The sequence below is a fragment of the Collinsella aerofaciens genome (genome assembly GCF_015552075.1).
GTDB classification, from domain to species: domain Bacteria; phylum Actinomycetota; class Coriobacteriia; order Coriobacteriales; family Coriobacteriaceae; genus Collinsella; species Collinsella aerofaciens_Y.
Genome location: NZ_JADNDZ010000080.1, coordinates 1 through 24,335 on the forward strand (window position 1 = coordinate 1; position 24,335 = coordinate 24,335).

At 60.1% G+C, this 24,335-nt stretch carries 22 protein-coding genes and 2 tRNA genes; 4 read left to right on the forward strand and 20 right to left on the reverse strand.

The annotated features are described in order from the left end of the window. Positions 1-252: 252 nt before the first annotated feature. From I2D41_RS05600 to rpsF, 16 genes are all read right to left on the reverse strand, one after another. Positions 253-603 (reverse strand): type II toxin-antitoxin system RelE family toxin, encoded by a 351-nt coding sequence (locus tag I2D41_RS05600; protein WP_195363833.1) that lies wholly within the window; start codon positions 601-603, stop codon positions 253-255. Further along, the gene (locus I2D41_RS05605; protein ID WP_195246563.1) at positions 600-932 is read right to left on the reverse strand and encodes a type II toxin-antitoxin system prevent-host-death family antitoxin; all 333 of its coding nucleotides are present in this window, start codon (positions 930-932) and stop codon (positions 600-602) included. Before I2D41_RS05605 ends, I2D41_RS05600 begins: the two co-directional genes overlap by 4 nt. Before the next feature lie 222 nt (positions 933-1,154). Next, entirely contained in the window at positions 1,155-2,366 is a 1,212-nt protein-coding gene (locus I2D41_RS05610) for an ATP-binding protein (protein WP_138374288.1), read from the reverse strand. Positions 2,367-2,633: 267 nt separating this feature from the next. After that, on the reverse strand, positions 2,634-2,888 hold the full coding sequence (locus I2D41_RS05615) for an LPXTG cell wall anchor domain-containing protein (RefSeq protein ID WP_171021465.1): 255 nt from the start codon (positions 2,886-2,888) through the stop codon (positions 2,634-2,636). Positions 2,889-3,007: 119 nt separating this feature from the next. Beyond that, positions 3,008-6,322 carry a carbamoyl-phosphate synthase large subunit gene (gene carB, locus I2D41_RS05620; RefSeq protein ID WP_195363834.1) on the reverse strand — a complete coding sequence of 1,105 codons (3,315 nt, stop codon included), beginning with the start codon at positions 6,320-6,322 and terminating at the stop codon, positions 3,008-3,010. A 1-nt stretch (position 6,323) separates the two neighbouring features. Continuing rightward, on the reverse strand, positions 6,324-7,763 hold the full coding sequence (gene carA / locus I2D41_RS05625) for a glutamine-hydrolyzing carbamoyl-phosphate synthase small subunit (protein ID WP_195363835.1): 1,440 nt from the start codon (positions 7,761-7,763) through the stop codon (positions 6,324-6,326). A gap of 206 nt (positions 7,764-7,969) precedes the next feature. Continuing rightward, positions 7,970-8,935, reverse strand: coding sequence for a hypothetical protein (locus I2D41_RS05630; RefSeq protein ID WP_006235822.1), 966 nt, complete (start codon positions 8,933-8,935; stop codon positions 7,970-7,972). Between the two features lie 19 nt (positions 8,936-8,954). Continuing rightward, positions 8,955-10,727 (reverse strand): ABC transporter ATP-binding protein, encoded by a 1,773-nt coding sequence (locus I2D41_RS05635; RefSeq protein WP_195363836.1) that lies wholly within the window; start codon positions 10,725-10,727, stop codon positions 8,955-8,957. Positions 10,728-10,807: 80 nt separating this feature from the next. Further along, the gene (locus I2D41_RS05640) at positions 10,808-11,503 is read right to left on the reverse strand and encodes an NUDIX domain-containing protein (protein ID WP_195363837.1); all 696 of its coding nucleotides are present in this window, start codon (positions 11,501-11,503) and stop codon (positions 10,808-10,810) included. Positions 11,504-11,524: 21 nt separating this feature from the next. Then, on the reverse strand, positions 11,525-12,829 hold the full coding sequence (gene purD / locus I2D41_RS05645; RefSeq protein WP_195363838.1) for a phosphoribosylamine--glycine ligase: 1,305 nt from the start codon (positions 12,827-12,829) through the stop codon (positions 11,525-11,527). A 117-nt stretch (positions 12,830-12,946) separates the two neighbouring features. After that, positions 12,947-14,233 carry an adenylosuccinate synthase gene (locus I2D41_RS05650; RefSeq protein WP_195363839.1) on the reverse strand — a complete coding sequence of 429 codons (1,287 nt, stop codon included), beginning with the start codon at positions 14,231-14,233 and terminating at the stop codon, positions 12,947-12,949. 93 nt (positions 14,234-14,326) lie between these two features. Further along, entirely contained in the window at positions 14,327-15,724 is a 1,398-nt protein-coding gene (gene dnaB / locus I2D41_RS05655) for a replicative DNA helicase (protein ID WP_195362310.1), read from the reverse strand. 218 nt (positions 15,725-15,942) lie between these two features. Further along, the gene (rplI, locus tag I2D41_RS05660; RefSeq protein ID WP_022094073.1) at positions 15,943-16,482 is read right to left on the reverse strand and encodes a 50S ribosomal protein L9; all 540 of its coding nucleotides are present in this window, start codon (positions 16,480-16,482) and stop codon (positions 15,943-15,945) included. A gap of 15 nt (positions 16,483-16,497) precedes the next feature. Next, positions 16,498-16,764 carry a 30S ribosomal protein S18 gene (gene rpsR / locus I2D41_RS05665; protein WP_006235829.1) on the reverse strand — a complete coding sequence of 89 codons (267 nt, stop codon included), beginning with the start codon at positions 16,762-16,764 and terminating at the stop codon, positions 16,498-16,500. A 72-nt stretch (positions 16,765-16,836) separates the two neighbouring features. Further along, positions 16,837-17,289 (reverse strand): single-stranded DNA-binding protein, encoded by a 453-nt coding sequence (locus tag I2D41_RS05670; protein ID WP_006235830.1) that lies wholly within the window; start codon positions 17,287-17,289, stop codon positions 16,837-16,839. Positions 17,290-17,337: 48 nt separating this feature from the next. Next, on the reverse strand, positions 17,338-17,631 hold the full coding sequence (rpsF, locus tag I2D41_RS05675; protein WP_006235831.1) for a 30S ribosomal protein S6: 294 nt from the start codon (positions 17,629-17,631) through the stop codon (positions 17,338-17,340). Between the two features lie 494 nt (positions 17,632-18,125). On the opposite strand from rpsF, the gene I2D41_RS05680 reads away from it, so the two are divergent. The 4 genes from I2D41_RS05680 (at position 18,126) to I2D41_RS05695 (ending at position 20,666) form a co-directional block, all read left to right on the forward strand. Then, a tRNA-Ser gene (locus tag I2D41_RS05680) sits at positions 18,126-18,216 on the forward strand. Positions 18,217-18,264: 48 nt separating this feature from the next. Beyond that, positions 18,265-18,355: transfer RNA gene (locus I2D41_RS05685), tRNA-Ser, on the forward strand. A 369-nt stretch (positions 18,356-18,724) separates the two neighbouring features. Then, positions 18,725-19,414 (forward strand): trimeric intracellular cation channel family protein, encoded by a 690-nt coding sequence (locus I2D41_RS05690; RefSeq protein WP_229042191.1) that lies wholly within the window; start codon positions 18,725-18,727, stop codon positions 19,412-19,414. Between the two features lie 106 nt (positions 19,415-19,520). Beyond that, the gene (locus I2D41_RS05695) at positions 19,521-20,666 is read left to right on the forward strand and encodes a bactofilin family protein (protein WP_195363840.1); all 1,146 of its coding nucleotides are present in this window, start codon (positions 19,521-19,523) and stop codon (positions 20,664-20,666) included. 128 nt (positions 20,667-20,794) lie between these two features. Here I2D41_RS05695 and typA read toward each other — a convergent pair whose 3' ends face one another. From typA to I2D41_RS05715, 4 genes are all read right to left on the reverse strand, one after another. Beyond that, positions 20,795-22,633: a translational GTPase TypA gene (gene typA, locus I2D41_RS05700; RefSeq protein WP_006235837.1), complete on the reverse strand. Its 1,839-nt coding sequence runs from the start codon at positions 22,631-22,633 to the stop codon at positions 20,795-20,797. A 117-nt stretch (positions 22,634-22,750) separates the two neighbouring features. Further along, positions 22,751-23,200, reverse strand: a complete 450-nt coding sequence (locus I2D41_RS05705; RefSeq protein ID WP_035136509.1) for a hypothetical protein — start codon at positions 23,198-23,200, stop codon at positions 22,751-22,753. Positions 23,201-23,230: 30 nt separating this feature from the next. Then, positions 23,231-23,620, reverse strand: a complete 390-nt coding sequence (locus tag I2D41_RS05710; RefSeq protein ID WP_195363841.1) for a hypothetical protein — start codon at positions 23,618-23,620, stop codon at positions 23,231-23,233. Continuing rightward, positions 23,621-24,121, reverse strand: a complete 501-nt coding sequence (locus I2D41_RS05715; protein ID WP_195363842.1) for a bifunctional nuclease family protein — start codon at positions 24,119-24,121, stop codon at positions 23,621-23,623. It lies immediately after the preceding gene. Positions 24,122-24,335 lie beyond the last annotated feature (214 nt).

Genomic DNA, 24,335 nt, shown 5'->3' on the forward strand with positions numbered 1-24,335 from the left:
GGACTTGCAGCGACGGACCTCAGGACACTCTTACACCACGTCTGCGCGCGCGACCGTCCAGACTATCAAAAATAGCTCAATTGTGCCCAAATTGGCCTCCACACGTCCTCTGAAAAATACGTATCTGAACTAACTGTCCAAGAGGAATGTCCACAGATAGAAAAAGGCTCTGGCGGACCTCCGAATCACCAGAGCCTTTCAAAACTCGCACACCTGAAGCACATCGCTGCATTCCTGTTTTCGCCCATGAAGTTAGAGAGCCTCTTCCGCCCACTTCTCGAAATCAATCGCACGCCTTTGGGCGATTCGGTACGCTTCCATGTCTTCACGAGCGCCTACCACTACGATGGCCATTTTTCCTTTGATTTTAATGAGGCGGTACACAATCCGAATGCCACTTCCCCTGAGCTTGATTTTCATGAAGCCCGTCAAATCCGTGCCTGCCTTGTTTCCAAGAGGCTTGCCGAATCCGCCTTCGTTCTGCGGCAATGGGTTCGTTCTGATTCTTTCTATAGCCTTAAACACGTGTTTTCGCTGGGAACCATCGAGACGCTTGAGATCCTTGAGAGTATCCGGGTAGAAAGCGACTTCGTACCCGCTCATTCAAACTCGACCTCATCCATCTGATCGAGTTCGTCCTGGCCCACACCCAACTCTGCCATAACATCAGATAGGGAAACGAGTTCATCATCGCTTGTCGCAGCCGTCCTCTTAAGGGCCAACGTCAACAAGGCGAGGTCCTCCTCCGCCTGCTTAGCCTCTCGGTATTCATCGGGCGTCACGATAACGAACGCCGGCTTGTTGTGTTTCAAAACTACAACCGGGTTGTCGTTGCTCACTCTCGAAAACGCAGCGGGACCCTTACCGTGACTGAAATCGCTGATGGGAACAAGATTGTCGAGCATCTTTAAAGCAGGCATCGAGACCTCCAAATATAAAGTCTTTTATGCATTCATTTTAGCATTCAGAAAATACCAGCAATCACGGAATAGTGGCACGGACGAGGCATCGCTTTCCACCAACCGTTGATCATCGACCGAGCAAAATGTCCCGCCAAGAGATCGAGCGAGGATTCCGTCCCTCGAAGAGGGCCGTATTGGCCTCCTCGCGGGACGGAATCCTCGCTCGTTCGTTCCAGCCCGCGTCATCGCGTGCTAGACGGCCAGCTCGCCTGATTCACCCATAAGCCATCGTGCCAGGTCGACGACCTTGATGCCATCCCAATCAGTCGTTTCGTGCCCTGTTCGGGCGATGACGCACTTGGGATAGGCGTCTCGAATCCGTCGCAGCGGATCAAGCTCACGCTCAAGCGTCGCTTCTTGGGAAATGTCGTCACTCACCTGGATATAGACACGGCGGTCACGCCTGATGGCGACAAAGTCTACTTCCTTTTGGTAGAGAACGCCCACGTAGACTTCCCATCCGCGGCGCATAAGCTCGATTGCCACCATATTCTCGTAAACATGGCCAAAATCGAGCTTTTTCGTACCAAGCGCGGCGTAGCGAAACGAGTGGTCGGCCAGGTAGTATTTATCTCCCGTCGACAGGTATTTCTTTCCTGAGACGTCAAAGCGACGAAACCGGTAGAACGCAAACGCATCACACAGGTAGTCGATATACACAGCCAGCGTCTTGTCGCTTATCTTAAGGTTCGCTCGTGACAGCTCAGCCGCCATCCCCTTGAGAGAAGAGATGTTTCCGACGTTATCCATCAGGAACTCGCAGGAACGTTTAAGCTGCTCCGCATTACGTATACGATATTTTTGTCTGATGTCGCGCAGGATAAGAGTTTCAAGCACATCCGAGATGTATGAGAAACGCATCCTTTCGTCCTGGTAGATATAGGAACCCGGCATTCCTCCCTCGCGGACATAGCGAGCAAGGGCCTCGGCTGGAGAAGTGATCTCGTGATACGCCGAGAACTCCGCAAGTGAAAACGGAAAGACCTCGATCTCCACCGTTCTTCCCGTGAACAACGTCGAGAGGTCGCTTGAGAGAAGAAAGGCATTCGACCCCGTGATGTAAATGTCATATTTCTCTGACGCATGAAGACTGTTGATAGCCCGCTCGAACCCTTCACACATCTGGACCTCGTCGATCATGACGATATTCCGGCAACCCTCGATATAATGCTTTTCCACATATGTATGCAGCGCATGGTATTCCGCCAACGGCTCGAACTCAAGTAGATTGAAGTTGACGTGTATGACGTTGGCCGAGGGGTCGTTTGAACGAAGTTGGCTGGCAAACGCCTCAAGCAATTTCGATTTTCCGCATCGCCTGATTCCGGTAATCACCTTGATGTCTGGCGAACCCGCCACCTTGGAGAGCTTATCCATATAGAACGGTCGATTAATAAGTCTCATGGCAATCCACTTCGCAAAATTAAGATTAACTGAAAAACGCGAAGTACAATATATCATCTACTTCGCGTTTTTGAGAAATCCTAGATTTCGCGTAATTATATTCGCCAAGCTATCGCAAACCCGACACGGGTGAGATCTCCGCCTGATTGACCCTGCGCAGCAGTCCGAAGCGAAAGACGCGAGTCCTCAGACCGCTCCGGTAAAGTGAGGGCCGCGACGGTTACCGCGGCCCTCTTGGGAAACGTGTGCGATTGTCAATCGCTCGCGCTAGTCTTCCTTGCGGCGGAAACGAGCAAGGAAGACTCCGATTGCGGCGATCGCGGCACCCAGGCCGCCGATCGCCGCGACGGTCGCCACCGTTTGATCACCGGTGCTCGCAAGTGAGTTAGCGGACTTGCCACCCTGAGCCTTGTCACCAGCGGGCTTTCCCGCCTGGGCGCCATCGTTCGAACCGCCGGATGTCTGCCCACCGTTGCCGGAACCCTGATTGCCACCGGACGCACAAAGCCCCTTCTGCAGCACACGGCACAACCAAGTCACCGCAGGCCGGGGCGGGGGAGCCGAGTTTCCCACTGAGCGACTCTGCTTGCAGCCGGAGCGAAGGGGGAAACTCGGCCCCCGCCCCGGCCGGCCAGCTCAACCTACACCGTGTGCTGCGGCAGGTCCTGCAGGGCGATGACGTCCATGCCCATGTCGTTGGCGCTGCCGTGACCCTGCTGGTCCTCGCGCACGGCCTCGATGGCACTCACGTAGGTGTTGGCGGCAGACATCGCCGTCACGCAGGTCACACCGCGACGCACGGCCTCGGTACGTAGCAGGTAGCCATCGCCACGCGAGCCCGGGCCGTACGGCGTGTTGATGATTACCGCAATCTTGCCATCGGCGATGAGGTCGCCGATGTTGGGACGCTCGCCGTCGTGCGGGCCGCTGATCTTCTCCACGACTTCGCACGTCACGTTGCCGCCGCGCAGGACGCGCGCCGTACCCTCGGTAGAGCAGATGTCAAAGCGCAGGTAGCGCAGGATACGCGCGACCGAAAGGATATGGCGCTTGTCGCGGTCGCACACGCTGATGAACACCTTGCCGCAACTCGGATCGGGCAGCTTGTAGTCGATCGCCAGCTGCGTCTTGGCGTATGCCTCGGGATAGCTCTTGGCGATACCCATGACCTCGCCCGTCGACTTCATCTCGGGCCCCAGGATAACGTCGGCTCCCGGGAAACGGCCCCAGGGCATAACGGCTTCCTTCATGCAGAACCAGTCCAGCTGACGCTCGTCACTCGGCAGGCCCAGGCTCGCGATGGAATCGCCCGCCATGATACGCGCAGCGCACTTGGCCAGCGGCACGCCGGTGGCCTTGGAGATAAACGGCACGGTGCGGCTCGCGCGCGGGTTTGCCTCAATCACGTAGACGGTCTCGCCCTTGATGGCGTACTGCACGTTGACCAGGCCGCGCACGCCCAGCGCCATCGCGATGTGGCGCGTGGTCTCGCAGAGCTTCGCCTGCAGGCTCTCGCTAAAGCTAAACGGCGGGATGCAGGTCGCGGAGTCGCCAGAGTGAATACCGGCCTCCTCGATATGCTCCAGAATGCCGCCGATGTAGACCTCTTCGCCGTCGCACAGGGCGTCGACGTCGGACTCGATCGCACCCTCCAGGAAGCGGTCCAGATACACCGGGTAGTCGGGGCTAATGCGCGCAGCCTCGGCCATGTAATCGCGCAGATGCTCGGCATCGTAGGCGATCATCATGCCGCGGCCGCCCAGCACGTAGCTCGGACGCACCAGCAGCGGGTAGCCGATGTGCGCGGCCACGGCCTCGGCCTCCTCAAACGAGGTGGCCTGGCCCGCCGGCGGGTACATGATGCCCAGCTTGTCGAGCAGAGCGGCGAAGCGCTCGCGGTCCTCGGCAAAGTCGATGGCATCGGGCTTGGTGCCCATAATGTTCACGCCGCTCTCCTCGAGCATGCGCGCCAGCTTAAGCGGGGTCTGGCCGCCGAGCGTCACCACGACGCCGTCGGGTCGCTCAACATCGATGACATCCATGACGTCCTCGTAGGTGAGCGGCTCAAAGTACAAGCGGTCCGAGGTGTCGTAGTCAGTCGAGACGGTCTCGGGGTTGCAGTTGACCATGATGGTCTCGAAGCCGCGGGCGGCCAGCGCGTAGCTCGCGTGCACGCAGCAGTAATCGAACTCGATACCCTGGCCAATACGGTTGGGGCCGGCGCCCAGGATCATCGCCTTGGGTTTGTCCGCCGGCGTGGTCTCGTCGGGAGCCACACACTTCTTGGCATCCGGGCTCGTGCGGTAGATGTTCTCGTAGGTCTTGTAGTGGTACTCCGTGGCGCTCGAGAACTCCGCAGCGCAGGTGTCGACCGTCTTCATGCTGGGAACCACGCCCAGGCCCTTGCGATAGGCGCGCACAAAGCGCTCATCGGAGCCGGTCAGCGCGGCAATCTCGGCGTCGCTCGTGCCGTACTGCTTGAGCAGGCGCATCGCGTCGGCGTCAATGTCCTCCACGCGCAGGCCGCGGATGCTCTCCTGGACCTGCACCATGTCGTTGATGCGGTTGAGGTACCACGGGTCGATGCCGCAGATGGTGTGGATGCGAGCAATGTCCCAGCCACGGCGCAGGGCCTCGACCACAAAGAAGATGCGGTGTTCGGTCGGCGTGGCCACGGCTTGAGCGAGCTCATCGTCGCTCAGCTTGTCGGCACCTTCCTTGCCACCGGCACAAATGCCCTGATGCCCGTCCTCCAGCGAACGCATGGCCTTGCCGAAGGCCTCCTCAAAGGTGCGGCCGATCGCCATGATCTCGCCCACCGCCTTCATGCGCGTGGTGAGCGTGGGGTCGGTACCCTTGAACTTCTCGAAGGCAAAGCGCGGCACCTTAACGACGCAGTAGTCGATCGTGGGCTCAAAGCAGGCGGGCGTGGCCTTGGTGATGTCGTTGACGATCTCGTCGAGCGTATAGCCCACAGCCAGGCGCGCGGCGGCCTTAGCGATGGGGAAACCCGTGGCCTTGGAGGCCAGCGCGGACGAACGGCTCACGCGCGGGTTCATCTCGATGACGATCAAGCGACCGGTGTTGGGGTTCACGGCAAACTGCACGTTGGAGCCACCGGTCTCGACGCCGATCTTCTCCAGAATGGCGAGCGAGGCCACGCGCATGCGCTGATACTCAAGATCGGAGAGTGTCTGCGCCGGCGCCACGGTGATGGAGTCGCCGGTATGCACGCCCATGGGGTCGAGATTCTCGATGGAGCACACGATGATGCCGTTGCCGGCGTGGTCACGCATGACCTCCATCTCGTACTCTTTCCAGCCCTCGATGGACTCCTCGACCAGCACCTCGTGGGCGGGCGAGAGCTCCAGGCCCTGGCTCACGATGGAGACGAGCTCCTCGTGGGTGTGAGCGATGCCGCCGCCGGCGCCGCCGAGGGTGAAGCTCGGGCGCAGTACGCAGGGATAGCCCACGCGCTCGGCGATAGCCTCGGCGTCGGTCACGCTGTAGGCATAGCCCGAGCGCGCGACCTCCAGGCCAATCTCGGCCATGGCCTCGTTAAAGAGCTTACGGTCCTCGCCGCGCTCGATAGCGGCCAGGTCGCAGCCGATCATCTCGACACCGTACTTGTCGAGCGTGCCGTCTTTCGCCAGCTCGACGGCGGCGTTCAGACCGGTCTGGCCGCCCAGCGTGGGCAGCAGCGCGTCCGGGCGCTCTTTCTTGATTACGCGCTCGATAAACTCGGCGGTGATGGGCTCGACATAGGTGCGGTCGGCCAAGCCCGGGTCGGTCATGATGGTCGCCGGGTTGGAGTTGACCAGGATGACCTCAAAGCCATCCTCCTTGAGCACCTTGCAGGCCTGGGCGCCGGAGTAGTCGAACTCACAGGCCTGGCCAATAACGATGGGGCCCGAACCAATGACGAGGATACGCTTGATGTCAGTACGTTTCGGCATGTTAGTTCTCCTCGGTCTCGGTCGCGGCGGTCTCGGCGAAATTCCAGCCAGCAAGGCGGTCCTTCGCGGTGTCGATGTCCAGATAGTTCTCCTCGCCGTCCATGAGTCGCGTAAAGGCGGTAAAGAGATAGTGGGCATCGGTGGGGCCGGGTGAGGCCTCGGGGTGGTACTGGACCGAGAAGCACGGGGCGTCGAGCAGCTGGATGCCCTCGGCGGTGCCGTCGTTGAGGTTCACGTGCGTCAGGCGAATGCGGCCAAAGCGCTCGTTCATCACGACCGGCGCGATTCCGCGGCGCACCCAGACGCGCAGATCTCCATCGGCCGCATGCTCGGTCTCGCCGCCGGAAAGCTCGGGGACAAGCTTGCCCAAGCTGGGGAACAGCAGGCCAAAGCCATGGTTTTGTGCGGTGATCTCCACGCGACGGCTTACCAGGTTCATGACCGGCTGGTTGCCACCGCGGTGACCGAACTTAAGCTTTTCCATCTGGGCGCCGCAGGCCAGGCTGATCATCTGGTGACCAAGGCAAATACCAAAGACCGGCACCTTGCCGATCAGCTGCTGCACCTGCTCGTAGGTCTCCACCACGGCGTCGGGGTCGCCGGGGCCATTGGACAAAAAGACGCCGTCGGGATTCATGTCGAGCACCTCGCTCGCGGGCGTATTCCACGGCACGACGGTAAGGTCGCAGCCGGCGCGGACCAGCCCTTCCAGAATGCCGCGCTTCACACCGCAGTCGTAGGCGACCACTTTGTGACGGGCAGGAGCGGCAGCCGAAAGCGCAAAGCCATGCGTGGCAGGCAGGTCGGCGGCCACAAACTCATGAGGCGCGGGGCAACTTACGGTCTTGACCAGGTTCTCGCCTACCAGCGTAGGCGCTGCGGCCAGACGCTCGGCAAGCTCGTCGACGTCGAAGATCTCGGTCGAGATAATGCCCATCTTGGAACCATTGTCGCGCAGATGGCGCACCAGAGCGCGGGTGTCGACACCCTCGATAGCAACGATGCCGTGTGCGCGCAGGTACTCCGGCACGCTAACGGCCGAGCGCCAGTTAGAAGGCGTGGCGCACATGTCGCGAACGATCATGCCGCGCATGGCCGGAGCGCTCGCAGAGCGCACGGCGTCGCCGGGGAAGGCCGACTGGACGTCGGTCTCGTCGATACCGTAGTTGCCGATCTGCGGATAGGTCATGGTTACGATTTGGCCGGCATAACTCGGGTCGGTCATGACCTCAAAGTAGCCCTCGAGCGAGGTGTTGAAGCAAACTTCGCCGGTCGCGGTGCCCTCGGCGCCGCATGCACGTCCATAAAAAATGGTCCCATCCTCAAGATACAGGATGCAGGGACCGCAGGTGCCCTTGCTGGTTTTGGCCAGCATACGCTGGCAAAGCTCGCTGGGCGCGAAGGTGCGGGCGGCAGCGCCCGCGGTATGGTTGTTCGCCATAATTCTCCTTCCCGGTCTCACAGGACCGGCTTAAAGGTGTGTAGTTAGGCCTCGCGGTATTGTAACCGCAAGCATGCCTCATGGCGTTAATTTCATCGAAATGTTTACGAAATGATAATTATGACTTTCTATGCATAATGTTTTTTAATCCCCGTCCCAGAAAAATCATCCCGCGGGGCTTGTGGCTCACGCGGGATGATGGCGTCTTATTTTTTCTTGTCCTGCTCCAGCAGTTCGGACGGTGTGCGATCGGGCTTGCCGCCACGGAAAATCTCGCGGCCATGCAGACGATGCTCCAGATCGCGCTCGGCTTTTTCCTCGTCAATCTTGGTCTGGCTCACCACCGGGTCCTCAATCAACGACGACACCGAGTTCACCTGCTTCTGAATGCGCTCGGCGATGGTGTCATCCATACTCACGATGCGCATCTTCCAGTCGATACTCGTGGCGTTGGATGAGCTCTTGGTCCACACGAACGTCAAAATGGCGCTCTGGTGGCCGCGCGCGGGGAACATGCCAAAGAAGGAATCGTGCTGAATGTTGCTATCCTCGTCGATATAGGCGTGAACGTTATACACCACGCGGTCGATCTTATCGTTGAGCAGCGCGTTGGTCGCAAGCGCCGCGGCCTGAATCTGCCCGTTGGACAGCAGCTCGAGCTCGTTGGCAGACGATGTGTCCAACACCGTCACCTCGACCGTGCCCGTACGCTCATCGGCTTCATCGACGGTAAAGTCGAGTGGGAACTGCGTAAAGCCGTTGCCCCACTCAAGGCCGCCCTTCAGCGCCGTCGAAACGGTATCGACCGAAACGCTCTCGGAGAGGTTCGCGGTGTTCAGACGACGCATCACGCCGTAGCCGATCTGCATGCCCACGATCAGCACCAAAATACCGATGACCACGGCCATCGCGGTCTTTGTAATGGTATGGCTCACCTGCGAGCCCGAAGGATCGTCCTCGGACAGCGGGTCGATATGTTTTGCCTGGCTCGCGCGGTCCTCGCTGCGCAGCTGCGCTAGCGCAGCTTTGTCACCGCGCTTGGCCGCAGCCTCCTTCTCACGCATGCGCTCGGTTCGCTTTTTGGCAAGCGTGGGATCCAAGACACCGGATGCATCGATTTCGGAGAATAACTCCGTCACTTCTTCCGGAGTCAAAGGGTTCTTGTCAGCCATAAACTTCCTGTCATATCAATCAGTCGAGCTCGTGCGCACGCGCACCTTCGAACTGCATTCGATAGTAACGGGCATAGGTGCCGCCACGGGCGAGAAGCTCCTCGTGCGTGCCACGCTCCACAACGCGACCATGCTCAACGGTCGCAATCTCATCGGCATGCTTAATGGTCGAAAGACGGTGGGCGATGATAATCGTGGTGCGGCCGCGGGCCAGCTCTTCGAGCGACTCCTGCACCGCCTCCTCGCTCTCGTTATCCAAAGCACTCGTCGCCTCGTCCAAAATCAGGATCTTGGGGTTCTTGAGAAACACGCGCGCGATGGCAACGCGCTGCTTCTGTCCGCCCGAAAGACGGCTGCCACGCTCGCCCACCACGGTGTCGTAGCTCTGTGGAAGCGACTCGATAAAGGCATCGATGTTGGCGCGACGGGCGGCCTCGGCGATCTCTTCCGCTGTAGCGCCCGGCTTGCCGTAGGCGATGTTCTCGCCAATCGTACCGTCAAACAGATAGACATCCTGCTGCACCAGGCCGATGGCGCGGCGCAGGCTCTGCTGCGTCACATCGCGCACGTCCTGGCCGTCGATGCTAATGGATCCGGTAGCCACGTCATAAAAGCGCGGCAGCAGCGAACAGGTCGTGGACTTGCCGCCGCCCGAGGGGCCAACCAAAGCGATGGTCTGCCCGGGCTTGATGGACAGGTCCATATGGTCGATAACGGGACGCTCGTCGGCATCGCCCTCGCCCAGCTCAACATCCTCGTAGTTAAAGCACACGTCGTGATACTCCACGGCGCCGGCAGTCACCTGCAGATCCGTGGCGCCCGGCTTGTCCTGGATATCCGGCGCGGTCGAGAGCACCTCGTCCATACGCTTAAAGCCGGCGATAGCCTTCTGATACGTTTCGGCCGAATTGACGAGTGTCTCGAGCGGCGTGCAGAACAGCGAAATATAGAGTGCAAAGGTCGCCATATCGACCGCCTGCAGCTGGCCTTGCGCCACCAGCCAACCGCCGAGCAGCACCACGATCACGTAGAGCACGCCCGAAAGCAGGCCATACGTCGCGGTGTAAACGCCCATGGCGTGATACATGTTCTCCTTGGACGAGAGATAGCGGTCATTAGAGGCGCGGAACTTGGAGCGCTCGGTCTCCTCATTCGCAAAACTCTTGACTACGCGCATGCCCGCCAGCGAATCCTGCAGCTGCGCATTGATGCCGCTAATCTTTTTACGGTTGTCGCTGAAGACCTCGCGCATGCGCATGTTCTGCCAAAACATGATGACCGCAAACACCGCCGTCACCACGGCCATAGCAAGCGCCAGCACCGGGGCAATAGCAAAGAGGATCACAAACGAGCCAACGATCTCGATGCCGCAGATGATAATCCACTCGGGCACGTGGTGTGCCGCCTCGCAGATATCAAACAGGTCGTTGACCACGCGGCTCATCATGTCACCCGAGCTGTTGCGATCGAAGTACGCAAAGCTAAAGCGCTCGTACTGATCGAACAGGTCCTCGCGCATCTTGGACTCCATGCGCGCGCCCATCACGTGGCCCCAGTAACTCACAAAGTAGCGACAGGCGCAACGGATGGCATACATCAGTACCAGGCCAACCGCGATCATGCCGAGTGCCTGCATAATAGCAGCCTGACCCTGGGTAAAGAGCCCGCCGGTCAGATTGCGCAGAATGATAGGAAACGCCAGGTCAATGGCGGCAAGCACCAGGGCACAAACAGTATCGGCAACAAAAAGCCCCATCTGGGGCTTGTAATACGAAAGAAACCTCTTAAACATGCAGTCCTCGGAGATAAAACAATAACGTAAGACCCTGGGGCAAATAATCAGTAGCGTTTGCCCCAGGGTCGCCCTCGCTTTTAAAGCTCAGTTCCGCCCAGCCTGTGCGCGATGCTATCGCAGGCCAAGGCGCCCACGACGGTCTTGGCATCTTCGATCTTGCCGTCGAGCACGGCGTCGATCAGCTCGTGCAGCGGCACCAGGTCCACGTTGACAAACTCGTCATCATCGGGGTTGGGCGCATCAAACTCGAGCTTGGTAGCCAAGTAGATGTGGATGATCTCATCGCAAAAACCGCAGGACGTGACAATCGACGTCAAAAAGCGAATGCGACCGGCCCTAAAGCCCGTCTCCTCATGCAGTTCGCGCTTGGCGCAATCGAGCGGGTCCTCGCCTGGATCGAGCTTGCCGGCGGGAATCTCGACCGTCACGCGGTCGATGGCGGTGCGGTACTGACGCACCAGTACGATCTTGCCGCTCTCGGTCAGTGCCACAACGGCCGCCGCACCCGGATGGCGAACGATATCGCGGGCGCTGCGGTGACCGTTGGGCAGCTCAACCTCAAGACGGTGGACGTCGAGAATCTTGCCCTTCCAGGCGCACTCCTCCGAAAGAATCTTCTCGTGCAGCTCGGCATCGTGCGGGTCGTCGTCGCCCAGCACCAGTGCCGGCTCGTCAGCGACCTCGCCACCAGGCTCGCCCTCGGCGTGCCCATACATGCGGCTGTCCTCTTCGACGATCTGCGCGTCCACGAGCTCTTCGTTCTTCTCGTCCATCCGTCTCATTCCTCTCGGATTTTAGGCATCCCAGGCGTCGCGGCCGCGCAGCGCGCGCAGGCCGATGTCGTGACGCAGGGTCTTGCCCTCAAAATCAATCTTCTCGCAGGCCTCGTAGGCAAGGTTGCGAGCGTTCTCGAACGTGTCGCCCAGAGCGGTCACGGCAAGCACGCGGCCACCATTGGTCACGAGCTGGCCGTCCACCACGGCGGTGCCCGCGTGGTACACGGTCACGTTCTCCATGGCCTCGGCATTGGCGATACCGGTGATGACCTTGCCCTTCTCGTAGCTGCCGGGATAGCCCGCGCTCGTCAGGACAACGGCCACGGCCCACTCGTCACGCCAGTCGAGCTCAATCTGATCGAGCTCGCAGTTGGCACAAGCCAGCATGACCTCGACCAGGTCGTTCTTAAGGCGCGGCAGCACGACCTGCGTCTCGGGGTCGCCAAAGCGGGCATTGAACTCCAGCACCTTGGGGCCGGCAGGCGTGAGCATAAAGCCGCCGTACAGGCAGCCGCGGTAGTCGATACCCTCGGCAGCGAGCTCGGCCACGGTCTGCTCCATGACCTTCACCATGGTGGCGTGCTCCTCGTCAGTCACGATGGGCACCGGGCTGTAGACGCCCATGCCGCCGGTGTTGGGGCCCTTGTCGCCCTCGAGCGCGCGCTTGTGGTCCTGCGAGGTGGCCATGGGGCGCACGGTCTTGCCGTCGGTAAAGGCCAGCAGCGAGCACTCGGGACCGGTCAGCATCTCCTCGATGACCACGGTATTGCCGGCATCGCCAAAGGTGCCGCCAAAGCACTCGCGCACGGCCTCCTCGGCCTGCTCAAGTTCGGTCGCCACGATAACGCCCTTGCCCGCAGCAAGGCCGTCGGCCTTCACGACCAGCGGGGCGCCCTGCTCACGCACATAGGCAAGAGCCGAAGATTCGTCGGTAAACGAACCATAGGCTGCCGTCGGGATACCGGCGCGCTCCATGAGCTGCTTGGAGAACAGCTTGGAGCCCTCCATCTGGGCGCCCTCGGCACCCGGGCCAAAGCAGGGAATACCCGCCGCGCGCACGGCGTCGGCCACGCCCGCCACGAGCGGAGCCTCGGGGCCAATCACCACGAGTCCGCATCCGTGGCTCTGCGCAAACGCCGCCACGGCCGCAGGATCGCAATCGTCGAGAACCACGTTCTCGCCGCAGCTCGCGGTGCCGCCGTTACCCGGCGCAATGTAGAGCTTGCCGGCGCGCGGTGATGCTGCGAGCTTAGCCGCCAGAGCATGCTCGCGGCCGCCGCTGCCCAACAACAGGATGTCGATGGTTTGAGTGTCCGCCTTCAAGGGTGCCTCCTCTATGGATGAACGGCCCGCTCCGCGCGAGCCCTTTGCAAGCAAATATACCCCTCGGCCGCCCGTCCGGGCTGCAAAGGGGTATATCGCAATAACCGTATAAACCGATTACTTCCAGAATCGGTTGATGATCTGCTCGCGATCGGCGCCGACGCCAATGAACGTCACGCGGGTGTGTGCCAGATCCTCGATAAACGCCACGTAGTCCTGAGCCTCCTGCGGCAGCTCCTCAAAGCTGCGGCAACCGGTGATGTCGCACTTCCAGCCCGGAAGCTCCTCGTAGATGGGCTTGGCGTGCTCAAAGCGAACCTGATGCTCGGGCACGCTCGTGTAGCGCTCGCCGTCGACGTCGTAGGCCACGCACACCTTGATGGTGTCGAAAGCCGAAAGCACGTCGAGCTTGGTCATGGCGATATCGGTGAGGCCGTTGACACGCGAGGCGTAGTTGGCGATGGGGCCATCGAACCAACCACAGCGACGACGACGGCCGGTAGTCACGCCGTACTCATAGCCTTCCTCGGTCAGCGTATGGCCGGCCTCGGACTCATAGGAAAGCTCGGTGGGCATGGGGCCCGACCCGACACGGGTGATATAGGCCTTCATGACGCCCAGCACGCGGTCGACATTCTTCATACCGACGCCGGAGCCGGTGATGGCGCCGCCGGCGGTGCAGTTGGAAGATGTCACGTACGGATAGGTGCCGTGGTCGATGTCGAGCAGCGTTGCCTGGGCGCCCTCGAACAGCAGGTCCTTGCCCTCGTCGATCATGTTGTTGAGCAGCAGGCTCGTCTCGGTGATGTAGGGACGCAGGCGCTCGGCCATGGGCAGGTACTCGTCGCAGATCTGGTCCACGGTGTAGGTGGGCAGGTGGTAGATGAGCTCGAGCTCGGGATTCACGCGGGCAAGAGCGGTCTCCAGCTTGTCGCGGAACAGCGTCTCGTCCAGCATGTCCTGCATACGCAGACCGATGCGGGCCATCTTGTCCTGGTAACACGGACCGATGCCGCGCTTGGTGGTACCGATGTTCTTCTTGCCGAGCTTCTGCTCAAAAGCACCATCCAGATCGATGTGGTACGGCATGATGATGTGCGCGTTGCCACTGATCTTGAGGTTCTTGGTGGTGATGCCGTCGGCCTCGAACATGTCAATCTCCTCAAGGACAACCTTGGGGTTGACGACGCAGCCGTTACCGATCACCGACACATGGTCGGAATACATGATGCCGGAGGGCACCTGGTGCAGGCCGTACTTCTTGCCGTTGACGACGATGGTGTGGCCGGCGTTATTACCGCCCGAATAGCGCACGACGGCATCGAAGTCGCCGGCGACCAGGTCGCAGATCTTACCCTTGCCCTCATCGCCCCACTGGGCACCGACCAAAACGGTTGACGGCATGTTTACTCCTTACATTCATGGACTGTCTACGCGCCACGCCGGCACGCAGAAGCACAAAACATTCCCAGTATACCCGTGCAACGGGCGCCTGTCCTACTCCTCGGTATGCGCCCCATCAAGCTCATAGAACTTGGTGGATGCCGGCAGGAACATCAGGTCGACGTCACCGATCGGGCCCGAACGGTTCTTGGCCACGACGATACGCGTAACGCCCTCGTCGGGTCGATCGTCACGCGAGGCCTCGGCCTCATCGGCGGAGCGGTCCAAGAACATAACGATGTCGGCGTCCTGCTCGATGGAGCCCGATTCACGCAGGTCGGACAGCTGCGGGCGCTTGCCGGTACGGGACTCAACCTGACGCGACAGCTGCGACAGTGCAATGAGCGGGATCTTGAGCTCCTTGGCCATGATCTTTAAACCACGCGACATCTCGGAGACCTCGACGGTACGGCTCTCGGAGCGACGCCCCGGCGGAGGACTCACCAGCTGCAGGTAGTCCAGGATGATGATCGCCTTCTCCTTGTTGTGGAGCATGCGGCGGCTCTTGGCGCGGATCTCGGTCACCGTGGTGCCGGGCGTATCGTCAATCAGAATGTCGAGCTTAGACAAGGTCTGCGTGGCCTCGTTGATATTGGCCCACTGCTCGGGGCTAATGCGGCCCGTACGGAAGTCGCTGATTGAGATCATGGCGTAGGCGCAAATCAGGCGCTGGGCAATTTCCTTGCCCGACATCTCCAGCGAAAAGAAGCCAACGGTATAGCCCGCAGCGGCGGCATTCAGCGCCAGGTTCAGAGCGAACGACGTCTTACCCACGGCAGGGCGGGCGCCGATAATGATGAGCTGGCCCTCGCGGAAGCCCATGAGCATGCGGTCGAGCGACGGGAAGCCGGTGGGCACGCCCGCGGCCTGTCCGCCGGCCTTGCACACTTCCTCGGCCTCGTTATAGGCCTCGACCATAAACTCGGTCAGTGTCTTATAGCTCGACTTGACCTCGCGCGCCGTGACCTTGAGCAGTTTACTCTCGGCCAGTTCCACGACCTCTTTGGTGTCGGTAGGGGCGTTATAGGCCAGCGCATTGATCTCGTTGGTGGCACCGATCAGCTCGCGCAGCATCGAGTCGCGACGGACGATGGCAGCATGGTGCTGCCAGTTCACGAGCGACAGGGTCTGACCCATCAGCTCCAAAATGTAGGCCTCGCCGCCCACGGCATCAAGCTTGTTGATGCTGCGCAGGTAATCGATCAGCGATATGGAGTCGATGGGAATGCGGCTGTTGTACATATCGACCATCGCGGTGTAGATGGTCTTATGAATGGGCCGGTAGAAGTCATCGGGCTGCAGCTCGACCTGGGCCTCCTCGACCACCTCGGGCGACAGCAGCATGGCGGCCAGTACATTAGCCTCTGCATCTTGGTTTTGAGGGAGACCCAACTTGGAGCCACGGTCCTCGACCGTCAGCCCCGTCTCCCTTTCGTCATATGCCATGAGCATCCTCATTCATATCGCTTGCGAGCATCCATAGTATCAGCCACGGTCCCAAAACGGGCCGCGCCCCGGCAATCATCACCGAACGAAACGGATGAACGGTCCCGCGTTTGGGGCTTCACAACAACGCCTGCCTTGGCGCTCGCCGAGCGTAGAAAACAAAAGGGCACCCTGGTTTCCCAGAGCGCCCTTCTTAGAACAAGATTGTTGCGTTGCAGCAAATGCTACTCGGCAGCAGCCTCAGTCTCGACCTCGGCGGTCTCGGCCTCGGCGACCTCAGCGGCCTCCTCGACCTCAGCCTCGGCAGCGAGCTCCTCGGCGGTAACGCCGACGAGAACGACAACCTCGGCCTTGATCTCGCGGTACAGCGAGATGGCAACGGTGTGGGCACCGGCAACCTTGATGGGCTTACCGAGCTCGACGCGCTTGCGGTCGATATCCATACCGAGCTGAGCCTTGATGGCGTCAGCGATCATAGCGGCGGTAACGGAGCCAAAGAGGATGCCCTCGTCGCCGACCTTGACGTCAACGGTGACCGTCTTGCCCTCGAAGGCAGCCTTGGTCTCGTTGGCGGTAGCCAGACGGACGGCCTCGCGCTTGGCGATGTTGTTGCGACGCTCGTCAAGCTGCTTGAGGTTGCCCTTGGTGGCGGCAACAGCGAGCTTCTTGGGGAACAAGAAGTTCTCAGCGTAACCCTGAGCAACCTCTACGACGTCACCCTCGCCGCCCTTGCCCTTGATCTCATCGAGAAGAATAACCTTCATGATGCGTCTCCCTTCTTAGCCGCGGTCGCGGTTGCCACGAGAGGAAACCACGGGGACGGTGTACGGCAGGAGAGCCATCTCGCGGGCGCGCTTGATGGCGTTGGCGATGTCATGCTGATGCTGCGTGCAAGCGCCAGTGACGCGACGGGGCTTGATCTTGCCACGGTCGGTCATGTACTTACGGAGAAGCTGAGTGTCCTTATAGTCGATGAACTCAGTGTTCTCCTTGCAGAACTGGCAGTACTTACGACGCGGCTGACGTGCAGAAAAATCATTAGCCATGTCAAAATACCTTTCATTTGGCAACTTCGGCGAACCGAAGCCGCCTCTCACTCAAAAATAGGTGAACAACCCTTAGAACGGGATGTCCTCATCGTAGACGTCGACCGCGGGCGGCGTAGCCACCGGTGCGGCAGGACGTGCTGCGGGCGCGGGAGCTGCGGGGGCGTAACCGCCCTGATCGTAGCCACCCTGACCACCACGGGAGCTCATAAACTCGATCTCATCGACGATGACCTCAAGCTTGCTCCGGCGCTGGCCGTCGCGCTCCCAAGAGCTGTAGCGCAGCTTGCCCTCGATCGCGACCTTGTTTCCCTTTGCCAGGAAACGGCTCACGGCCTCGGCGCGGGTGCCGAACATAGTGCAGTCGACAAAGTTGGGATAGTCCTCCCACTCGCCAGTCTGCGCGTTGCGGCGACGATCGTTCACGGCGACGCCAAAGGACAGAACCTGGGTTCCGCCGGCGGTGGCGCGCAGCTCGGGATCGCGGGTGAGGTTACCGGTGATGTTCACTCGATTGATGCTCATAACTCACTACTTCCTCTTGGGGCACAAGCCCAGTCCAAAACGACAGTCTTACTCCTGGTCGTCGCGACGGACGATCATGTGGCGGACCACAGCGTCGGTGATGCGCAGGACGCGATCGAGCTCGGCGATCTGGGTAGGATCTGCGTGGAAGTTGATGAGGGTGTAGTCACCATCGGTGAGGTCGTTGATCTCGTAGGCGAGCTTGCGCTTGCCCCACTCGTCAACGGAGTCGACCTTGCCAGCGCCCTCAGCGATCGTGGTATCGATACGCTTCATAACAGCGAGACGAGTCTCGGGGTCGAGCGACGGGTCAACAAAGAACAGCAGTTCATAAGCCTTCATATTGTCACCTCCTCTGGGCAAATGTGGCTTCAGGTCGTGAAGGTGCGCCTGAAGCAGGAAAAGACTTGGTAATAATATCTTTCAACCTCCCAGGCTGCAAGAATATGCAGCTACAACCTCATGACCTCCACATATGTCCATACTCACACGGCACTTCATGCGTCTTCCAACCAAATGCTGACCAAATGCTTGACGGATCTGTGGACAAGACACGGCGCTGCGGGGACAAACTGAGCCAAGCCGCAGGTCAACAATTGCAAGGCTGTGGTCGCGAAATACATACCAGTGGTTCACAACACCGTTCAAAGATTTTTAAAATTGCTGACATGTCGTTTATAAATACCCATTTTGAACAATTTGCCGCATGTAACCCTGCTGGTCAGAGCCCGTTTTTGCCCTCCTAGATCCCGTCACGAAGCCAAACGTTTCAAAAAATGCCAACTTTTCTGTTTGCACTTTGCGATTCCTCGTGTATACTGACTTTCGCATTTAACGGAGAGTTGTCCGAGTGGCCGAAGGAGCACGATTGGAAATCGTGTAGGCGTCAAAAGCGTCTCCAGGGTTCAAATCCCTGACTCTCCGCCAGTTAATTCCAAAGCAGGCCTTCGAGCCTGCTTTGTTTTTACCCCACGCGGAGGGGTGGCAGAGTGGTTGAATGCGGCGGTCTCGAAAACCGTTTGGCCTGTATAAGGTCACGAGGGTTCGAATCCCTCCTCCTCCGCCATTTAGATTGAGGAAGCTCCCAGTATTGGGGGCTTTTTTGTTTTGAGTCCCTAACAAGCATATACGGCGGAGGAGGAGGGATTCGAACCCGCCAGGGCGCGGAGCGTAAAGAAAACGCGCCAACGGCGCGTTTTTAGCGCAGCGCGGTCGGCGCCAGCCGACCGGATATATTTTGAGCAAAGCTCAAAATTTGGACATCCCTCCTATTCGACCACGCCCCCATCGCGTTCAGCATCAACCCGGATCCCCAAACATGGAACCTATGACCGTACCCAGTCCCGACCGTTTGCCGAGCAATAGGGTCGCAATCGGCGCCGAACATGTACTATGTACGGGCATTGTCTAAACCCGTAACTCAAAGGACCCCATCTTGCCCGTTGCCGCCGCTATGATCGTTACCGCACACGCCTCGGATGCCATGGTTGCCATCCCGTTTTGGCTCGAGATGTTCGCCGTCGTCGCGGCATCGATCTCGGGCGTGTTGGTCGCACGCGAGCACAAACTCGACCTGGTGGGCGCCGTCGCGCTCGCCGTGGTCTGTGGACTGGGCGGCGGTCTTTTGCGCGATATGACGCTGCAGGTGGGCAACGTCTACATCCTCAACCAACCGATGGCGCTCCCGCTCTCCATCGCCACCGCGGCCATCATCTACATCTTCCCGGCAATCGTCGACAAGCCCGAAAAGCTCATTCCCCTGCTCGATATCATCTCGGTGGGTATTTATGCGGCAACCGGCGCAGACAAGGCGCTGGTCTACAGCTTTGCGCCGGCGGTGTGCATCATGATGGGCTTTTTTACCGCGGTGGGCGGCGGCATGCTGCGAGATGGTTTTATGGGTGTGGTGCCGGGTATCTTCCAGCGCACCAACTTCTATGCCATCGCGGCCATCGCCGGATCGGCAAGCTATGTTTGCCTTGTCATGAGCGGCTTGGTCAGCAATGTCGTCGCACTGGTCGTTTGCGTCGTGGTGACCATGGGACTACGCTGGCTGTCGCTGCGCTTTGATATCAAAAGCCCCACCGAGGATGACATCGCACGCTTTTTGCATCGCAAAAAGTAGGTAGCGCGGGCTCATACTTCGAAATGCAACCGAGAGGTTCTTTTAGAGCGCCCACGCGTTGGGTACCCTGTTAGGTATATGCCGAGTATCTAACGAAGGATTCACTATGCCCTGCAATCAACTCCCGTTGACCCAGCGCCGTAAAGCATGGGGCCGCATCACCATCCTATTCGCGCTCATCGCGCTGGCGATCACCGTGCTTCCCACGGCGTCGTTCGCCGGCACGGACACCGCAGGAAACGTACTTGCGACCGACAATGACGCCAATCCGTCCGGCGTCGAAGGTGACCTGTACTGGGCAGGTCAGGCCCTCAACTTGGATGATGTGTCCATCGGCCGCGATATCATCGCCGCGGGCGATACCCTCTCGATCCGTGACTGCACAGTGGGCGGCGCCGTCCGTCTGGCGGCACGCACCATCGACATTGCCAAGACCACGGTTGATGGCAGCGTGACCGTCGCTGGCCAGCATGTCGTGCTCAATTCCGACAGCACCGCCAACTGTTTCTACGCGATAGGCGAGACGGTTGCCCTGCGAGGCTCCACCAAGTCGGCAGCGCTTGCGGGCGACACGGTGACCATCGATGGCACCGTCAAGGGCGATGTCGAGGTTTGGGCCGACAAGCTCATCCTGGGCAAGAACGCCCACATCACCGGCACCGTGAACGCGCACGTCTCCGAGGACCCCGAGCGCGCCGCGGGAGCCGAGGTCGGTGCGCTCAAGATCGACCGCACCGAGAACGAGGATACTTCCACCGTTAACGATGTCATCGGCGGTATCGTCGCCGCGGCACTCTCGACCTGCTTTGTCGCTCTGCTGCTCGAGCTCATCTTTCCGCGCGCGACCGCCAGCGCCGCCGGCATGCTCCACCAGCGCTCCATGCCCCTGTGGGTGAGCGGTCTTCTGGGCACGATTGCTATCGTCCCCGCCGTCCTACTGCTGATTATCTCTATCGCTGGTCTGTCGCTTGCCGGAACCCTCTTGTGCGGTGTCATTGGCATCGCGCTGGTGTCGAATGCCTTTGCAGGGTGCGCGATTGCACGCATGGTCGGACACAGCCAGAACCGCTACGCCATGGCAGCCGTTGGTGGCGTAATCGCAGGCGCCCTCACGGGGCTTCCCCTCGTAGGTGACTTCATCAGCGGCGTGGCCTTTGTCTTTATGCTCGGTTACATCATCCAAATCATCTGGCGCAACGCCCGCGTCAAGCCGCAACAGCCGGCTAACACGCCAGGACTCCCCACCGCTTAGCCGCCAACCACCACAAAGGGACCAGGCACCTTTGTGGTGGTGCAGACCAGCTCAGTCCCTATGCACAAAAAGGGCGCCGACCATTACGGTCGGCGCCCTTTCTTGTTAGTCGCTATAAAGCTCAGCGTTTATTTGTTGACCTGACCGGCGCGGACGGCGGCCTTCTTGCGGTCGGTAGCATTGAGCAGACGCTTGCGCAGGCGAATGTTCTTGGGAGTGATCTCCACCAGCTCGTCGTCGGCGATGTACTCCAGCGCCTCCTCCAGCGAGAAGGTGCGGGGCGGCACCAGCTGGACAGAGATATCGGAGGTCGAGGAGCGCTGGTTGCCCAGGTTCTTGGTACGGGCGATGTTGACGACCATGTCGCCGGCCTTGCTGCGCTCGCCTACGATCATGCCCTCGTAGCACTCGGTGCCCGGCTCAACGAACAGCTGGCCGCGCTCCTGCAGCGTACCCAGAGCGTAGGCAACGGCCTTCTCGGTGGTCATGGAGATCATGGCGCCGTTCTGGCGGTTGCCGATCTCGCCGGCATAGGGACCGTACTCCAGGAAGGTGTGGTAGAACACGCCCTCGCCGTGGGTGACGTTCATGATGCGGTTCTTAAGACCCATGATGCCGCGGGTCGGGATCTTAAACTCGAGGTGCGTCACGATGCCCGAGGTATCCATGCTCGTCATGATGCCGCCGGAGGTGCCGAAGACCTCAACGACCTTGCCCGAATACTCGTCCGGGCACTCGACGACGGCCTGCTCGACGGGCTCCATCTTGTTGCCGTTCTCGTCCTTCTTAAACAGAACGCGGGGACGACCGACCTGGAACTCAAAGCCCTCGCGGCGCATGGACTCCATCAGGACGGACAGGTGCAGAATGCCGCGGCCCGAGACCTCGACGCCGCTCTTGTCCTCGAGCTCCTCGATCTTCATGGTCACGTTGTTCTCGGCCTCGTTGAACAGACGCTCCTTGAGCTGACGGGCGCCCACAATGTCGCCGTCGCGACCGACGAGCGGGGAGGTCGAGGCCTCAAAGACGATGGACAGGGTCGGGGGGTCGATCTCGATGGGCTCGAGCTCGACGGGGTTCTCGGGATCAGTGTAGACATCGCCGATATCGGTGCGGTCGATGCCCACGACGGCGGCGATGTCACCAGCGCCGACTTCCTGGCACTCGGTACGGCCCAGGTAGTCAAAGGTAAAGAGCTGCTTGACGGTAGCGGTGGCGCTGGAGCCGTCGTTCTTGACAACCAGGATCTGGTCGCCCTGGTGGATGGTGCCGGAGTACACGCGACCGATGCCGATGCGGCCAACGAAGTTAGAGTGGTCGATAGTCACGCACTGCATGGCCAGCGGGGCGTTCTCGTCAACCTCGGGCGCAGGCATGTCGTCGATGATCATATCGAGTAGCGGATACATGTCCATGTTGCCGTCGTTGGGGTCAAGGCGGGCAAAGCCGTTCATGGCGCTGGCGTAGACCACGTGCTCCATGGCGAACTCAAGCTGGTCGTCGGTGGCGCCCAGGTCGGCCATGAGGTCCAGGCAGTCGTTGTAGGCCTTCTCGGGGTTGGCGCCCGGACGGTCGATCTTGTTGATGACGATCATGATCTTGAGGCCGGTGTCGATAGCGTGACGCAGCACGAAACGGGTCTGGGGCATGGGGCCCTCAAAAGCGTCGACCAGCAGCAGGGCGCCGTCGGCCATACGCAGCACGCGCTCGACCTCGCCGCCAAAGTCGGCGTGGCCCGGGGTGTCGATGACGTTGATCTTAACGTCCTTGTACTCGATAGAGATGTTCTTGGCGAGAATCGTAATGCCGCGCTCGCGCTCCTGGTCGTTAGAGTCCAAGACGCGGTCCTCGACCTGCTGGTTGGCACGGAAGGCGTCCGTGGCACGCAGGAGCTTGTCGACCATCGTCGTCTTGCCATGGTCGACGTGAGCGATGATGGCGATGTTCCTCAGATTGTCTACGCGCATGTAGTTCCCCTATCTTCTATCTATATACAACCGGCACGCGTATGCGACCCGCCCAGCAACACAACGCTCGGCGGGAATAATGAGCCTTTTACCGAAAACTCGTTTATTTTAGCGATTTTAGATAAGAGGGGTTTCCTCGCCTGCAGGTTCAGGGTCGCTCCACATAAAACCATCGCCGGCGCCCACACCCTCGTACAGTACGTATGCCGAAAAGCCGCTCTCGAGCGTCGTCTCAAAGAAACTCACGAGCAGGGCGTCATGGTAGCCGCCATCGATCTCGACACATCCGGTGTAGCCGATGGCGTAACGGGCGATGCGGCCCAGGCCCTCGTCCTTAAGACCCATCTTGTGCTCGGAGATAAAGTTGGTGGCAGCCTCGAGGCATGCCTCTTCGCCGTCCTCGTCGAGTGCCGCCAGATAACGGTTGGACGCGGCGTCCTCGATCGCAACGACAACGCCCGGATTCTCACCAGCGGCGAGATCGTCCAAAAAGGCCCCGATGAGGTCGCACACCATGGCGTCGAGCTCGGCGGAGACGTTTCCGGCGTCCTGCATATCCTGTGCCATTCTTAGACCTTCCCATCGAGTCCGGCGTCGTTACATCTCTTGTGCCTCGGCAGCGATCCTGGCGGCGGCGTCGCGGGCGCGCATCATATCGGCCGCGCGCTTATCGAGTACCTTGATCTGGTTGGTCAGCATCACGGCATCGACCACGCCCCAGATGACCAATCCCGTCGAAATCGAAAACCCAAGCGCACCAACTGTACCACGAAGGCGCGAGGAGATTGCCGCGACAAGTGCGGAGACGGCAACCATCTTGATAAAGGAGGCACGGCGCTCGCGAAGCGTACGGGCCTGCGTCACGTAGGCGATGCGCGCGGCCTCGGACGCCTCCGAGCGCATCTGGGCCTCGCGGGCAATGGCGGCGACCTCGGCCGAGACGCCACGCTCCATCAGTGCAAACTCCGTCTCATGGCTACCCGTCATTTAAAAATCATCGGGCGAGAGCGTATGGACGAACTCGTCGAACTTCTCAAATTCCTGCTCGTCATCGATTTCCTCGGCAACCGGAGAGACGGTCCCCAGGCGGTTCATGATGTCATCCTCCACAAACATGGGGGCATTGCTGCGCACGGCGAGGGCGATGGCGTCGCTCGGACGCGCATCGATCCTATGCTCGCTGCCGTCGGCCAAAACGACGACCGTCGCGTAGAACACGGGAGGCTCGGCACGGACAATCTCAATACGCTCGAGTTTTGCATCCAGAGCATCAAGCGTATCGAGCAGCAGGTCATGGGCAATCGGGCGCTCGGCACGACCGCTGTCGATACCGCGGCTAATAGCCGCAGCCTCAAACGAACCAGTTTGGATGGAAAGGGAGCGCAGCGGCGCAGGGGAGTCCGATTTGCTGCAGCGCTCGCGAAGCACGATAAGCGATGGCACGGGACCGGCGGCCATGACGATGGTCTCTATGTCGACACGAACCATGGAACACCTCCGGTACGTAGCGGTTAACACACGGCGCCTTCGCCGCATTGAATTGCTATACTACCCAATCTTTCGCACAGCACACAAAACCAAAATGAGTTTTATAACACACAAGAAAAAAGCCCCGAGGCAATACCTCGAGGCTCTTCACAGTTTTGATGGTGGACCTGACAAGATTCGAACTTGTGACCTCCCGGTTATCAGCCGGACGCTC

Bases quoted from the DNA above. Each gene is read 5' to 3' on its own strand.
- rpsR (WP_006235829.1), bottom strand. From the start codon at position 16,764: ATGGCTAATGATTTTTCTGCACGTCAGCCGCGTCGTAAGTACTGCCAG.
- carB (WP_195363834.1), bottom strand. From the start codon at position 6,322: ATGCCGAAACGTACTGACATCAAGCGTATCCTCGTCATTGGTTCGGGC.
- dnaB (WP_195362310.1), bottom strand. From the start codon at position 15,724: ATGCTCATGGCATATGACGAAAGGGAGACGGGGCTGACGGTCGAGGAC.
- I2D41_RS05610 (WP_138374288.1), bottom strand. From the start codon at position 2,366: ATGAGACTTATTAATCGACCGTTCTATATGGATAAGCTCTCCAAGGTG.
- rpsF (WP_006235831.1), bottom strand. From the start codon at position 17,631: ATGAAGGCTTATGAACTGCTGTTCTTTGTTGACCCGTCGCTCGACCCC.
- rplI (WP_022094073.1), bottom strand. From the start codon at position 16,482: ATGAAGGTTATTCTTCTCGATGAGATCAAGGGCAAGGGCGGCGAGGGT.
- I2D41_RS05670 (WP_006235830.1), bottom strand. From the start codon at position 17,289: ATGAGCATCAATCGAGTGAACATCACCGGTAACCTCACCCGCGATCCC.
- I2D41_RS05600 (WP_195363833.1), bottom strand. From the start codon at position 603: ATGAGCGGGTACGAAGTCGCTTTCTACCCGGATACTCTCAAGGATCTC.
- I2D41_RS05695 (WP_195363840.1), top strand. From the start codon at position 19,521: ATGCCCTGCAATCAACTCCCGTTGACCCAGCGCCGTAAAGCATGGGGC.
- I2D41_RS05640 (WP_195363837.1), bottom strand. From the start codon at position 11,503: ATGGACGAGAAGAACGAAGAGCTCGTGGACGCGCAGATCGTCGAAGAG.
- carA (WP_195363835.1), bottom strand. From the start codon at position 7,763: ATGGCGAACAACCATACCGCGGGCGCTGCCGCCCGCACCTTCGCGCCC.
- I2D41_RS05715 (WP_195363842.1), bottom strand. From the start codon at position 24,121: ATGGTTCGTGTCGACATAGAGACCATCGTCATGGCCGCCGGTCCCGTG.
- I2D41_RS05630 (WP_006235822.1), bottom strand. From the start codon at position 8,935: ATGGCTGACAAGAACCCTTTGACTCCGGAAGAAGTGACGGAGTTATTC.
- I2D41_RS05710 (WP_195363841.1), bottom strand. From the start codon at position 23,620: ATGACGGGTAGCCATGAGACGGAGTTTGCACTGATGGAGCGTGGCGTC.
- I2D41_RS05705 (WP_035136509.1), bottom strand. From the start codon at position 23,200: ATGGCACAGGATATGCAGGACGCCGGAAACGTCTCCGCCGAGCTCGAC.
- typA (WP_006235837.1), bottom strand. From the start codon at position 22,633: ATGCGCGTAGACAATCTGAGGAACATCGCCATCATCGCTCACGTCGAC.
- I2D41_RS05650 (WP_195363839.1), bottom strand. From the start codon at position 14,233: ATGCCGTCAACCGTTTTGGTCGGTGCCCAGTGGGGCGATGAGGGCAAG.
- I2D41_RS05635 (WP_195363836.1), bottom strand. From the start codon at position 10,727: ATGTTTAAGAGGTTTCTTTCGTATTACAAGCCCCAGATGGGGCTTTTT.